General features: G+C 61.1%; 10 protein-coding genes. 5 read left to right on the forward strand and 5 right to left on the reverse strand.

Going from position 1 to position 14,055, the window contains the following annotated elements:
• Nucleotides 1-592: 592 nt before the first annotated feature.
• Complete coding sequence (locus tag J4D99_RS11905) at nt 593-988, forward strand: hypothetical protein (RefSeq protein ID WP_208131933.1); 396 nt, start codon at nt 593-595, stop codon at nt 986-988.
• Between the two features lie 79 nt (nt 989-1,067).
• Here J4D99_RS11905 and J4D99_RS11910 read toward each other — a convergent pair whose 3' ends face one another.
• The gene (locus tag J4D99_RS11910) at nt 1,068-3,836 is read right to left on the reverse strand and encodes a 4-alpha-glucanotransferase (RefSeq protein WP_208131934.1); all 2,769 of its coding nucleotides are present in this window, start codon (nt 3,834-3,836) and stop codon (nt 1,068-1,070) included.
• A gap of 149 nt (nt 3,837-3,985) precedes the next feature.
• On the opposite strand from J4D99_RS11910, the gene J4D99_RS11915 reads away from it, so the two are divergent.
• Nucleotides 3,986-4,723 (forward strand): hypothetical protein, encoded by a 738-nt coding sequence (locus tag J4D99_RS11915; protein WP_208131935.1) that lies wholly within the window; start codon nt 3,986-3,988, stop codon nt 4,721-4,723.
• A gap of 73 nt (nt 4,724-4,796) precedes the next feature.
• On the opposite strand, the gene J4D99_RS11920 is transcribed toward J4D99_RS11915, so the two are convergent.
• Nucleotides 4,797-6,125, reverse strand: a complete 1,329-nt coding sequence (locus J4D99_RS11920) for an amidohydrolase (protein WP_208131936.1) — start codon at nt 6,123-6,125, stop codon at nt 4,797-4,799.
• A gap of 160 nt (nt 6,126-6,285) precedes the next feature.
• On the opposite strand from J4D99_RS11920, the gene J4D99_RS11925 reads away from it, so the two are divergent.
• Nucleotides 6,286-7,008: a phosphatase PAP2-related protein gene (locus J4D99_RS11925; RefSeq protein WP_208131937.1), complete on the forward strand. Its 723-nt coding sequence runs from the start codon at nt 6,286-6,288 to the stop codon at nt 7,006-7,008.
• Nucleotides 7,009-7,085: 77 nt separating this feature from the next.
• On the opposite strand, the gene J4D99_RS11930 is transcribed toward J4D99_RS11925, so the two are convergent.
• Nucleotides 7,086-8,510 carry an MATE family efflux transporter gene (locus J4D99_RS11930; RefSeq protein WP_208131938.1) on the reverse strand — a complete coding sequence of 475 codons (1,425 nt, stop codon included), beginning with the start codon at nt 8,508-8,510 and terminating at the stop codon, nt 7,086-7,088.
• 105 nt (nt 8,511-8,615) lie between these two features.
• The gene (locus tag J4D99_RS11935) at nt 8,616-9,374 is read right to left on the reverse strand and encodes an SDR family oxidoreductase (protein ID WP_208131939.1); all 759 of its coding nucleotides are present in this window, start codon (nt 9,372-9,374) and stop codon (nt 8,616-8,618) included.
• 136 nt (nt 9,375-9,510) lie between these two features.
• On the opposite strand from J4D99_RS11935, the gene J4D99_RS11940 reads away from it, so the two are divergent.
• Together J4D99_RS11940 and J4D99_RS11945 are read left to right on the forward strand one after the other, a co-directional pair.
• Complete coding sequence (locus J4D99_RS11940; protein ID WP_208131940.1) at nt 9,511-9,846, forward strand: winged helix-turn-helix transcriptional regulator; 336 nt, start codon at nt 9,511-9,513, stop codon at nt 9,844-9,846.
• Nucleotides 9,847-9,910: 64 nt separating this feature from the next.
• Nucleotides 9,911-11,695 (forward strand): glycoside hydrolase family 15 protein, encoded by a 1,785-nt coding sequence (locus J4D99_RS11945; protein ID WP_208131941.1) that lies wholly within the window; start codon nt 9,911-9,913, stop codon nt 11,693-11,695.
• A 100-nt stretch (nt 11,696-11,795) separates the two neighbouring features.
• Here the strand turns inward: J4D99_RS11945 and J4D99_RS11950 are convergent, their stop codons facing one another.
• Nucleotides 11,796-13,973 carry a bifunctional alpha,alpha-trehalose-phosphate synthase (UDP-forming)/trehalose-phosphatase gene (locus J4D99_RS11950; RefSeq protein WP_208131942.1) on the reverse strand — a complete coding sequence of 726 codons (2,178 nt, stop codon included), beginning with the start codon at nt 13,971-13,973 and terminating at the stop codon, nt 11,796-11,798.
• Between the last annotated feature and the right edge of the window lie 82 nt (nt 13,974-14,055).

Raw genomic sequence — 14,055 nt, forward strand, 5'->3', positions numbered from 1 at the left:
CTTAGTACAATGCTGAAGACTGCACTGCTAGGGGGCCAAAGCACACCTAGTGCCCATTTAGTGAGCCAGTGTTTGTTTAACAGTAGGGTTGGTCTCATACAGCCAAGTGGCTAGGGTGAAAATAAAAATGAAAGCGGTCGGCAGGGGTGGCTTCTTTGAAAAGCTGGGCAAGTAGGCAGAACTAAACTGCTCACTTTAACGCACTACAAAACTAAAATTGGCCAGTAAAGGGAATTGGAAAATTTCGGCGAATGCACACATTTACTGTCCGAACAGAAGCTGAACCATACTACGAAGTAAGATTTAATGCTGGATTTAGCTGCCAACCCGAAAATGTGCTTTTTTAACCCTGTTTGGGTATTATTTCTCTGTTAAGTTGCCACTTGGTCGCGCTATCCGCAATCACCGACTACTGCGGTTTAAACTAATTTTTCAACCAGCCGATTGAATGGTGTGAATTGAACTATTTATATCCTGTGCCTTGCTAACAGCTGTTTGTCTCAAAGGCCGTCGCTCAATTCAGGCACTTATTAAGAAAAAGGACGTTTAAGGTGTTGCGTATTTGCATCCAACTTTTTCTTGATTAGGTGCTATGAATATTCCCTTCCCTCCCCGTACTGTGCTAGCCGCAGCACTGCTGGTAGCTAGTGGTTTTACACGTATCTCCGCTCACAGCTGGAGCAAGCCTATAATGGCCCCACCCGCCCTAGCCGCCGAGTTTGTGCGGGCATGTTCCAGCCGGCTTGACCTGACCGACGCGCAGCGTACTAGCCTGCGTGCCTATCTGGAGCAGGAAATTGTGTACATGAACGTGCAGGCAGCCAACCACACGGCCGCCGAAGTGGCCGAGCAAATACCAGCCGAGCGCGAGCAGCTGCAACGAGTGGCCGGGCACCTGCTGTCGCCAGGCCAACTGCGTCAATTCCGTGACTTGGAGGCCACCTCGCAAATGAGAAAATACCTGAAGCAGATGTCGCTGGGCGACTAAGCGCAGCCAAGCCTACTAGCAGCAAAAAAGGCCGCCCAAACCGGGCGGCCTTTTTACATATTAGCTTGAAAGAGGAGGCTTAGTAGGCCGGGCCGCGGCCACTGGCCTCTACCAGCGCGCGCACCGGCTCGTTGAAGCCTACGGCGTCGTTGAGTTCTTCGAGGGTGAGGTGCAGGCGGTATTTCCAGAAATGCTGCGGGTTGCTGGGTACGTTGATTTGCTCGTCGTGTGGGTTGGCGCGGCGCAGGTTAGTGTCCATGCCCAGGAAATCCTGGAGCGGGAAAATGGCCCACATAGCTGGCGAGTAGAGGTGCTGGTTCAGCACTTCGCGCACCACCCAGGGCTCGCAGTAGTAGGGGGCTAGCTGGCGCCAGTGGCCCAGCGTGGTTTCGAAGAAGCGCTGGGTGCGCACACGGTCCTCTTCCCACCAGCCACGCAGGGTGCTCATGTCGTGGCTGCCAGTGGTGACTACCGACAGGTAGGGCGCATCGTTGGGGTGGCCAAACTCGGTGGTGGGGTTGCTGGGCATACGCTGAATATTCAGGCCTAGTATGCCAAGCTGGTGCATCACGCCGGGCACCGAGGCGGGCACCATACCCAGGTCTTCGCCGCAAATGAGCATGTCGGTGGCGTAGCGCACGGCCGGCAGTTTCACCAGCCCCTGCTCGCGCCAAAACTCGTCGTGGCGGCGGAAGAAGAAGTCCACGTAGATGTCGTCGTAGAGCCGGCGGCTCTCGTCGTCGGCCAGTTCGGCAAAGCTGGCCGTCTTGTTCAGCGTAATGCGTGGGTGGTAGAAGTCATTGCCAGCGGGCAAAAACAGCACTTCATTTACAAAGTGATACAGGCCCGGCCGCACGCGCAGCAAAAACTCTTCGCGCTCGGGGCTAGCCGCAAGCTGCTCATCCACATAGGTTTCGATGAGGCGTTGGCTGCTCACGGCGGGCTTGAGCTGAATGGCGCCGTACTGGTCAGCTACCATAAACTCGTCAAGCACGGCCTGGGCGTCATTGCCAAAAGTGCGCTCCAGCAAGTGCCAGCGGATATAGGGCTCGCACAGCCGGCCGTAGTCGAACCACCCTAGCCGGCGCTGAATCTCGTCGCGGTGCAGCGGCAAGGCCGGCGAAAAGTGCCCAAGCAGGCCCTCGACCGAATTGCCGGGCATTTCCCAGATGCGGAAGAAGCCCAAAATGTGGTCGATGCGCAGGGCGTCGAAATAGCGGGACAGGTGGCCCAGGCGCTGGCGCCACCACAGGTAGTTGTCCTGGGCCATACGCTCCCAGTTGTAGGTCGGGAAGCGCCAGTTCTGGCCCGTGGTCGAGAAATCGTCCGGTGGGGCGCCGGCCTGCTGGTCCATGTGGTAAAGCTCGGGCTGGGTCCAGGCATCCACCGAGTGGCGGTAAATACCGATGGGCAGGTCGCCCTTGAGCACCACGCCGCGGCGGCGGCCATAGTCTACGGCGGCGCGCAGCTGCTTGTCGAGGTGAAACTGCGTGAAGAAGTGCAGGCCAAACCCGTCGAAGTCGGGGCCGTGCTCGTCAGTAAGCTCGGCTAGGCCCACCGGCGCGTGAAACTCGCGGGGCCACTGGTTGAAGTCGGCCGTGCCGAAGCGCTCGCGCAGAGCCGAGAAGGCGGCGTACGGAATGAGCCAGTCGGCCTGCTCGGCCTTGAAGTGCTGAAACTCGGGGTCGGCCAGGAATTTCGCTTTCTCCTGCTTGTATAAGAGCTTGAGAAACTTCCACTTGGCATTCATTACGGCCTCGTAGTCTACAAAGTCCTTGGCGTTGAGCTCGGCCTTGAGGCTAGCCAGCGCGGCGCGGTCGGCCTTGTTCTTGAGCTCGGCAATGCCTTCAAGGTGCAGGTACTGCGGGTGCAGCGCAAACACCGAAATAGCGGCGTAAGGATACGAGTCGACCCATGTGTGCGTGGCCGTGGTGTCGTTGATGGGCAGAATCTGCACCAGGTTCAGGCCCGTTTTCTCGGCCCAGTCGATGAGCAATTTCAGGTCGCTGAACTCACCCACGCCCAGGCTCTTTTCGCTGCGGAGTGAAAAGACCGGCATGGCTACGCCGGCCCCGCGCCAGGGCTGCGCCGCGTAGCGGAAGCCCTCGTCGGCCAGCACCGTGAGGGTGCCGGGCTGGGCCGTGCCGGCGGGCAGCACGCGGTCGTCGCCGGTTTCGAGCTGCACCACGGCATGGCGCTCGGGGCTCCAGAGACCGTACTTGTAGCGCAGCTCGGCTTCGGGATTTTGGAGGGCTAGCTCGGCCCGCCACGCGGGGTAGGCGGCGTCGGAGAGGATGAGCGGGTGGGTGTTATCCCAATTGCCGAGGGCAGGGTCCGAGCCCAGCACGCACAGCTGGTGGTGCGGGTCTACGCGCGGGGCCTCGAGCTGAAAGCGCACGCTGGGTGTCGGGACGGAGGTAGCTTTTTTACCCTTAGCGCCTTTCTTGGTGGGGGCGGGGCTAGCGGTGCCCTGGCCCGGCTGGTGGGCCGGCCGCCGAAATAAGGCCTTGGTAAAGGCGGCTGTAAAGAGCTCGTTATCAGCCTGGGCAGGCGCGCGCCAAAAGTCACGCACAGCCAGGTTGGTCGAGCTGGCCGGCACAGCTAGGGTGCGGTTTCCGCCCCATTCCCACACCACGCCCCCGCCCTCAAACAGCAGCACGTACTTATAAGTCACCTCGGCGTTGCCGGCTGGTACCTCCACCGTGGCGCTCCAGCGCGTGGTGGCTTCGTCGTAGGCCAGGGGCAGGGCGTGGGCCAGGTTCCAGTGGCCCAGGGCCGGCAAAGAGCCGCAAACCACCAGGCGCTGGCCGTAGGTGGTGCGGTAGGGGATAGAAAAAGTCAGCGTCATCAGCAAGCCAGATATAAGGCCGCAAGATACTGCCCCGCCGCCCGGCCAGGCCCCATCAAACTCGCCAGGCCAACGACGGGCGGGCCTGCGCCGTATGGGGGTACCTACTTCCTTCACCTGCGGCTCTCGGCCCCCACTTTTTTTTGCTGATGCGTCACCTACTCCTTCTTGCCTTGCTGGGCAGCAGCCTGACTGCCGTAGCTGGTCCTCCGGGCTACCGCTCGCCCCGCCGTTTTCTGACCCCTAGCGGGCAGCCCTACCACCGCCAGCCGCTGCGCGTGACGGGAGGGCTAAACATCGCTTATTATAACGGCGACCTCACGGGTAAGCTCTCGAATAACACCTTTCGGGTGGGTATCAATGCCGGCATTGCCAAAACGCTCAGCCCGCACCTAACCCTCGTGGCCGACGTGAGCTACCTGCACCTGAAGGCTGTGGATGATTACCCCGAGCGGGGTTTCAGCTTCACCGCCGATAATGGGCTGCTGACGGGGCGCCTGCAATACAATATTTTTGCCGATAAGAGCCTGTATATCGGACCTACGCACAAGGAAATGCCCGTGCTGGTTTTTGTGGAAGCTGGCACAGGTTTCACGGTCTTCAACCCCAAAGCGGCGCAGTACAATGTACCACTGCTCCCCGAAGGGCGCAACACTTACCCAGCCCTGGCGGCAGTACTGCCTGTGGGCGGTGGTGTTACCTTGCGGGCTAGTAAGAGCTTGGCTTTCACAGTAGAAGCGCTCTATTACTTCACCAGTACCGACTTGCTCGACGACGTTAGCCAGCGTGGTAACCCCGACAAGCTGGATGACTTCGGCACGCTAACATTTAAGGTAGAGTATACGCTGGGTAAGCACCAGAAGAAGCCCCTTGTGCACAACGATTAATGCGGTATAGCAGCCAGGAGCGGGTGCCCAGGTCAGTAAAATGATTGACTCCAGGCGCCCGTTCCTGGCTTTTCTATTTTCCCGCCAAATAATCGGCGGCCAGGGTGGCGAGCGTTTTGACCCCTAGCGGAAAGGCGCTCTCGTCAATTTTAAAGCCGGCTGTGTGGTGGTCGGCCACCGTGCTAGGGTCGGTGCCGGGCGTCATGCCGCCCAGAAAGACAAACAGGCCGGGCACCTTTTCCTGGTAGCAGGCAAAATCTTCGGCGCCGGTTACAGCCTTGATTTCTAATACATTGCTAGGCCCGGCCGTGCGTTGCATAGAGGGCAGCATGCGGGCTGTGAGGGCCGGGTCGTTGTAAGTAACGGGCACGTAGGGCTCGATGCCGACCTCGGCGGTGGCGCCGTTGGCGGCCGCAATGCCGTTAGCTATGCGCTTAATAGCCGCCCAGATTTGCTCCTGGGTTTTGGGGCTGAACGCCCGGATGGTACCGCTGATGGTGGCATCGGGCGGAATGATATTGTAGCGCACGCCGGCTTGCACGGTGCCCACCGTCACTACGGCGGCATCCTGAGTGAGGTCAAGCTGGCGGCTCACGATGGTTTGCAGGGCCGTAATAATCTCGGCGGCGGTCACCACGGGGTCTACGCTACTCCAGGGCTTGGCGCCGTGCGCCCCCTTGCCCAGCACCTTCACCGTGAAGCGGTCGGAGCTGGCCATTTCGCCGCGCGGGCGATACCAGAGTTGCCCCACCGGCGCCGAGGCCCAGATGTGCAGCCCAAAAACAGCGTCTACTTTAGGATTTTCGAGCACACCTTCCTGCACCATGAGCTTGGCGCCGCCCACCACGCCGGGCAGCGAGCCTTCCTCGGCGGGCTGAAAAATAAACTTAACCGTGCCGGGCAAGTCCTTCTTCACCTGGCTGAGTACCTCGGCGGCCCCTAGCAGCATGGCCACGTGGGTGTCGTGGCCGCAGGCGTGCATCACGCCCACCGGCTGGCCGAGGTAGGTGCTTTTCACGGTGCTGGCAAAGGCTAGCCCGGTCGTTTCGGTAATGGGCAGGCCATCCATATCGGCGCGCAAGGCCACTACGCGGCCGGGCTTGCCACCCTTCAAAATACCCACTACGCCGGTGCGGCCCACGCCGGTATGCACCTCCAGGCCCAGGCTCTTGAGCTGGGTGGCAATGAGCTGGGCGGTGCGGGTTTCTTCATTGCCCAGCTCGGGGTGCTCGTGCAGGTCGCGGCGCCAGGCCACTACTTTGGCCTGCTCGGCGGCGGCCAGGGTGGCAATGCGGGCGTCGAGGGCAGTGGTAGGGCCGCCTGCCTTGGGCGGTGCAGCAGTAGCAGGAGTAGCCAGGCTAAGTGCCAGCGCGGCCAAGGCAATAGGGGTAGCATTTTTCATAGCCCGCAAGGTACTGCGCCGGTGCACATTGGCGCGAGCACTCCTGGCCGCCGGGAACGCCCGCCGCCATTCGGCTTGTTATGGCTAGATTACTACGTATCGAGTAGTTGGGCTTAATTTTGCGGGCTAAGCTCCGCACTTGCTTTTACTTGTCGCTGCTATGCGTGTTCTACCACCCTTGCTTTCTACCGCCCTGCCCGATACCGAGGAAGAGTCTGGACCACTCAGCGCCTGGGCCACGGGCCTGGCCCGGCCAGCCTTTCGGCTAAGCTGGGCGTTGCTGGTAGTGCTGCTATTTGGTGGCATGGTACCGCTGGTGCCGGGCTTCTTTCTGTGGGTGCAGTCCCGCGAGGGGGCCGTGCTGGCCGACCCGCTGCTGCGCCTGCTGCCGCGCCACGACGTGGCTACGTCGGTTTTTGTGCTTATGTATGGCGCTGTGCTGGTGGCGGTGGGGTGGCTCACGCGGCACCCGCAATTGTTTCTGCGTGGGCTCTGGGCCTATTTTATTTTGCTGGTGCTGCGCATCGGCACCATTTGGCTGTGGGCGCTCAACCCACCGCTCGACCTGATACCCATGCCCGACCCATTCACGGCCTTTTTCTTTCATACTGCCGCCAGCCAGGCCATTACGAAGGACTTGTTTTTTTCGGGGCACACGGCCACGGTGGCCATCCTGGCGCTGGCCGTGCGTGGCCGGGTGCTGCGCCCCGCCCTGATGGTTGTGGCCGTGCTCATCGGGGTGCTAGTGCTGGTGCAGCGCGTGCACTACAGCTACGACGTGCTGGCGGCCCCGCTGTTTGCTTGGTTTGCCTACTGGCTGGCGGGCATCATTACGGCGCCGGCTATCAGGCCCGAGAAATGCCTGGCAGAAGAAATAGCGTAGCTCCTTAGTAGCTGCCACGAAACTGACTGAAAGCCCGGTGCCGGAAGGTGCCCGGGCTTTTTGCTTGAAAAGCGGGGCTAGCTGGCATTGCCGTCGGGCGGCGACGCGGTAGCTACCTGTGGCCCCAGCGGGTCGGCCAGGTCGCGGCCGTGCCAGTTGCCTTTCCAATACCAGAGGCCCGCCACTACTGAAATAAGCACATTGGCCACCACAAATGACCACCAGATGCCCCGGAAGCCTAGTGCCGTGTGGTGCGATAAGTACCAGGCCACCGGAAACTGAAATACCCAGATGCCGGTGATGGTGAGCACCATGGCCGACAAGGTATTGCCCACGCCCCTGAACGCGCCCGACACCGTTTGCTGCACGCCCGTGAAGCACAAGCTAAGCGAGGCAATGCGCACAAACTCTACGGCCCGCTGCGATACCTCCTCATCGCCCTGCAAGAAGAAGCTCACCAGCGGCCGGGCTGCCAGCCAGATAAGCCCGCCCAGCACCAGCAACGTGGTGAAACTGACCCCTAGCGCATAATTGGCGGTGCGCAGCGCACGGGGCAGATTGCGGGCGCCCACATTCTGGGCCACCAGCGTAGAGCAGGCCAGCGAGATGCCCAGCGCCGGAATAATGGCCAGCGCGATAATGCGCGAGCCGATGCCATAGGTAGCCAGCACCGCCGTGCCAAAGCCAGCCGCTAGGGTCGTGAGCATGGAAAGACCCAGCGCCCGCGCCGACAAATCGACCGATGACGGCCCGCCCAGCCTGAAGATGCGGCGCATCAGGGCCCAGTCGGGCCGGAAGCCCTTAAAGGCGAGCTGAATGCCCGAGCGGCCCCGCAGCAGCACCGCTAGCCCGACTATTACGCTCAACACCTGCGTAATGAGCGTGGCCGCCGCCGTGCCCGCCACCCCCATGGCCGGTATCGGGCCCCACCCATAAATAAAAAGCGGGTCGAGCCCGAAGTTGAGCGCGAGCGTGGCCAGGTTGATGTAAAGCGGAATCTTGACTTCGCCCACGCCCCGCATCAAGGCCTGAAACATGAGGAAGCCGAAGTTGAACGACAGGCCCCAGAACAGCACCTGCTGAAAGCGGTTGGCCTGCTCGAAAATGTCGGGGCCGGCCCCCATGAGGTGCAGAATGTAGGGCGAGGCCACGTGGGCACCCACCGTGAGCAGCAGGGCTAGCCCGGTGGTGAGCACCAACGCCTGGGCCGCCACGTGGTTGACCATCTTCAGGTGGCGCGCGCCAAAGTTCTGGGCCACTAGCACCGAGCCCGCCACCGAAAAACCCGACCCTAGCGCGATAAGCAGAAAACTGACTGGAAAGCTCACGGCCACTGCCGCCACGGCCCGGGCGCCGAGCTTGCCCACCCAAAAGGCATCGACGAGCTGGTAGCCGGTTTGCAGCAGGTTGCCAAATACAATGGGCCAGGCCAGCGCCAGCAGTGTTTTTAAAATAGGGCCTTGAGTGAGGGTCGGGCGGGCGCGGGTGGTGGGCGTCATCATGCTACCCGCCAATACGGCCAGCCCGGGCCAAGGGTATACAAAAAACGGCTGAGGCAGTAGCTGCTGCCCCAGCCGTGGCGCTGTGCAACGTGCAGCCTGACGCGGCTATACCTGGGTCATGCCGCCGTCTACAAACAGCTCGGTGCCCGTGATAAAGCTGCTATCATCGGAGGCCAGAAACGTCACGGCCTTGGCTACTTCGTCGGCCTGGCCCATGCGGCCCAAGGGAATGCCCGCCATCATAAAGCCTTTCATGTGCTCGGCGGTGGCCGCATCGGGGGCTAGCCCGTTGAGGCCGGGCGTGTCGATGGGGCCGGGGCTAATGGCATTGACCCGAATGCGACGGGCCTTCAGGTCGGCCGTCCAGGTGCGGGCAAACGAGCGCACGGCCGCCTTGGTAGCGCTGTACACGCTAAAGTTTTCGGTGCCCGTGCTGCCTGCGTTGGAAGACATGAGCACCACCGAAGCCCCATCGCGCAGCAGCGGCAAGGCCTTTTGCACCGTGAATAGCGTGCCTTTTACATTGACGCCGAATTCTTTATCAAACTGTGCTTCGCTAATGCCGCCTAGCGGGGCAAACTCGCCGCCGCCTGCATTGGTGAACACGATGTCGAGGTGACCCTTCTCCTCCTTAATGCGAGCAAACAGCTGGTCGAGGTCAGGGAGGCTCGCCACGTCGCTGCGCACGCCGGTGGCCTGGCTGCCCAGTAGCTGCACGGCGGCATCGAGCTCGGCCTGGCGCCGCCCCGTGATAAATACGAAGGCCCCTTCGGCCACGAAACGCTGGGCCGTGGCCAGACCGATACCAGTAGTTCCGCCGGTGATGAGGGCTACTTTGCCGATGAGTTTCTGCGAGGTTTCCATATGAAGAACCTGGGTTTTAGGAATGGTTTCGGCAAGGAACCATCGTTAGTCACCCCTGGTTACTAATGTTCATCATTTAGCCGCACAAACTGGTTACCCATTCGTAACCATCAGTTTAGTACTCCTGCCCACTGCTATGCGTGACCCGGCTTTTAGCACTTCTGCCTGCCCCATGACCCGCACCATGAGCGTGCTGGGCGGCAAGTGGAAACCCATTATTATTGCCAACCTGGCTCGCCGCCGGCGCTTTGGCCAGCTAGCCCAGCGTATGCCGCTCATCTCGCGCAAGGTGCTTACCGAGCAGCTTAAGGAGCTGGAAGAAGACGGCATTGTGCGCCGTGAGGCATTTGCCGAGCTGCCGCCCCGCGTCGAGTATTCGCTCACTGAGCACGGCGCGGCGCTGCTGCCCATTCTCGACCAGCTAGCCTCCTGGCACGGCGTGGGGCTGGGCGAGTGCCTGTATAAGGCATAACCTGCGCCGCCTAATTGGGGTACACCCTAGCCATACCAGCCCGGCCCCGCCGGTGTTCCCCTTCATGATTAAGCACACCTATGACATGGGCGTGGTCGGCAACTGCGCCTTCCTGGCCCTCATCGGCACCGACACGGCCGTGCGCTGGCTCTGCTGGCCGCGCTTCGATAGCAGCTTTGTGTTCGGGCCCCTGCTCGACGAGCAAAAGGGTGGCGAATGCAGCTTGCGTCCGGTGGCGCCGGGGTTTACCTCGCACCAGTACTACGTGCAGAATACCAACGTATTGTGCACCGAGATTACGGCCGCCGACGGCAGCTACCGCGTCACCGACTTTGCCCCTCGCTTTCTGCAATACGAGCGCTACTACAAGCCGCTCATGTTTATCCGCAAGATTGAGCCCCTGGCGGGCACGCCCCGCATTCGGGCGGTGGTGCGCCCGGTGGGCCGCTACGGCGAGCTGGAGCTCACGCGCCGCCGCAGCTCCAACCACATCGCCTTTCTGGGACTGGAGGAGGAAATTCGCCTCACTACCAACATCCCGCTCACCTACGTGCTCGACGAGGAAGACTTCGTGCTCAATGAGACCAAGTACCTCGTGCTCACCTACGGCGCGCCGCTGGAAGCGCCGCTCGAAAGCACGGCCGAGCGCTTCCTCACCAGCACGCTGGCCTACTGGCGCAGCTGGGTGAAAAGCACCAGCATCAGCAATTTTCACCAGGCGCAGGTTATTCGCTCGGCGCTAGCCCTCAAAATTCACCAGTACGAAGACACGGGGGCTATCATTGCGGCCAGCACCACCAGCCTGCCCGAAGCGCCCGGTAGTACCCGCAACTGGGACTACCGTTTCTGCTGGATGCGCGACACGTACTACATCCTCACGGCCTTCAACAACATCGGCCACTCCGAGGAGCTGGAGCGGTACTTTCACTTCATCGCCAACATCTCGACCAAAGTCAAGGATAAATACCAGCCGCTCTACAGCATTGGGGGGCAAAGTATGCTCACCGAAACCGAGCTGCCCCTGGCCGGCTACCTCGGCGACCAGCCGGTGCGCATCGGCAACGATGCCTACACGCACATTCAAAACGACGTGTATGGCCAGGTGCTGGTGGCGTTGCTGCCGCTTTACATCGACTGCCGCTTTCAGGACCCTAGCCAGCCCACGCCGCTAGCCCTCGTCACGGAGTCGCTGCGCCTCATCGAGGCCACCATGGACCAGCCCGACGCTGGCCTCTGGGAGTTTCGCCACATTGCCCAGCGGCACTGCTACACCTACCTCTTTCACTGGGCCGGCAGCCATGCTGCCCTGCAAGTAGCCCGCCGCCTCGGCGATGAAGGCCTGGCCGCCAAAGCGAGCCACTTGCTAGAGCTGGCCGAAGACCGCATCGAGCAGTGCTTCGATAAAGAACGCGGCGTTTACACCAACGCCATCGGCTCTACGGACCTGGACGCCAGCACCATTCAGCTCATTACTATGGGCTACCTCGACCCCGCCTCGGAGCGCGCTCAGCACCACCTCGTGGAGCTCGAAAAGGAGCTGATGACGCCCGAAGGCCTGTTCTACCGCTACCGCCACCCCGACGACTTTGGCACACCCGAAACGACCTTCCTTATCTGCTCTTTCTGGTACGTGGAGGCCCTGGCCTGCGTCGGCCGCCTCGACGAGGCCGTGGCCGAGTTTGAGCAGCTCATCACCTACACCAACCATCTCGGCCTGCTCAGCGAAGACGTGGACGCTAAAACCGGCTCGCAGTGGGGCAATTTCCCGCAGGCGTATAGCCACGTGGGGCTGGTAAACGCAGCATATCGCATCGCCAAAAAGATGGATAAGCCCAACTTCGTGGACTAGCGCACGCGCCACGGCCAATATAAAAACAGGTCAGCCTCAGCAAGAAAACTATAACTAGGGTTTCTTGCTGAGGCTGACCTGTTTTCGTAAAAGCCGATAGCTACCCTATCAGCTTGCGCAGCAGCTGGCGCACCTGGGCTGGCGAGCCGATGTTGAAGCGGGCTAGCGAGCGGGCGCCGGTGCCCACGCGTACCGAGTAGGCTGTGGGCGGCAGGGCCCGGAAGGTGTCCTCGTCGGTGCGGTCGTCGCCGAGGGCCAGCATAAAGTCGCTCGGGTATTGCTCTATCCAGCGAGCGGCGGCGGTGCCTTTGTTCACGCCCGCATTCTTGATTTCGAGCACCTTATTGCCCTCCATTACCTGCAGGTCGGTATTGGCCGTCATAAAGGAAAGGTGGCTCATCAGCTCGCGGGCGCGCTCAATGCCCAGGTCGGTATCGGCGCGGCGGTAGTGCCACACCAGCGAGTAATCTTTTTCCTCGATAAATGCCCCCGGCGTACGGGCCACGTATAGCTCCAGTACCGGGCGCAGGTCGCGCTTCCAGTCGGCGCGCAGCTGCCCAAAGAGCTGCCACTCGCCCCCGGCCGTGCGCAGCCACACGCCATGCTCGGCAATAAAATCGATGGGCAAGTGGCCTAGCCACTTTTCCAGCGTCTGGTGGTCGCGCCCGCTAATGATGACGACGCGCGTATTGGGCAGTTCGGTGAGGGAGCGTAGTAGCAGGCGTAGCTCCTGGTCGGGCTCGGCGCGCTGCGGGTTGGGGTTAAACCCTACCAGCGTGCCATCATAGTCGAGTAGGATGATGCGTTGGCTAGCCCCCCGAAAATCGGCCAATAGCTGCGTAGTGGTCGCCTCGTCGAGCATTTCGGTGGCTAGCGTATGCTGCTTCATCTTGGTGTAAGCCAATTGATTCATGAAAAGGCGCGTCCACGAAAAGACGTTATAACGCTTCACCAGTGCCTGCATGGCGCTCAGGCGAGTCTGTTGTTCTTCTTCGGGCATTACCAAGGCATCGTGCATGGCCTCGGCCAGCTGGCTCATATCGGTGGGGTTGATAATGAGGGCGTCGGACAGCTCGCGGGCTGCGCCGGCCCGCTCGCTCAGGATGAGCACGCCGCGCTGGTCGCCCTTGCTGGCGATATACTCCTTGGCCACGAGGTTCATGCCGTCGCGCATGGGCGTTACCAGCGCCACTTCGGCCAGGTGGTAAAGCGCCGTTAGCTCCTCCAGCGGCAGCGAGCGGTAGAAATACAGAATCGGGTTCCAGCTGATGGTGCGGTACTGGGCATTGAGGCGGCCCACCAGCTCATCAATTTCCTCCTTCAACGCCGCATACTGGGGCACTTGGTCGCGGGAGGGCACTACCAGCATTATCAGGCTCACCTGCCCCTGCCACTCGGGGTAGCGCTGCAAGAGCAAATCAAACGCCCGCAGCCGCTGGGCAATGCCCTTGGTATAGTCGAGCCGGTCGATGCTAAGAATCACGCGGGTGTCGCGTAGCGCTTCGCGGTATTCGGCCTCATGCTGCTGCGCCTCTTTCGAAACGGCCGCCTGGGCATAGCGCTCGTAGTCAATTCCCATTGGAAAAGCATCGACGCGCACCGAGCGATTGGGCGTTTCAATCTGCCCGTTCTGCGCCGGCAGCCCTAGCAGATGGGTCACGGCGCTCAGAAAGTGCCGCATGTAGCCAAAGGTGTGAAAGCCGATGAGGTCGGCCCCTAGCATGCCGCGCAGCAGCTCGGTGCGCCAGGGCAGCACCCGTATTAGCTCCTGCGATGGAAACGGGATGTGCAGGAAGAAGCCAATTGTGGCCTCGGGCCGCGCCTGCCGCAGTAGCTCGGGCAGCAGTAGCAGCTGGTAGTCGTGTACCCAGATGGTGTCCTCGGGGCCGGCCTGGGCTAGCACGGCCTGGCAAAATTTCTGGTTTACTGCTACGTAGGCCTCCCAATGCGTCTGCTCATAGGTGGCAAACTCGCTGAAATAGTGGAAGGTAGGCCACAACGTCGAGTTGCTAAATCCTTCGTAGAAGTCGCGAATTTCGTCCTCAGTCAAAAACACCGGCGCCATGTTGTCGTCGCGCAGCTCATCCTTAATGTGCTGTTCCTCACCTTCATCTTGCACAAACAGTCCCGGCCAGCCTATCCAGAGGTTATCGCCCTGCCGGTAAATAGAGCCCAGGCCAGTGGCTAGCCCCCCTTCACTAGGCTGGAAGGTGAGGCCGTCATCGGTGCGCAGAACTTTGGTAGGGAGGCGGTTCGAAACGATTAACGTGCGGGGCATAGGCCATGAGCGGATGGTGAACCCCTAGGAATACGCAGTTTTTGCCTAAAGAGTCCGGATTCCGCTCAGAATTGCCCGCTTA

Source organism: Hymenobacter sp. BT559, assembly GCF_017571525.1.
GTDB lineage: Bacteria > Bacteroidota > Bacteroidia > Cytophagales > Hymenobacteraceae > Hymenobacter > Hymenobacter ginsengisoli.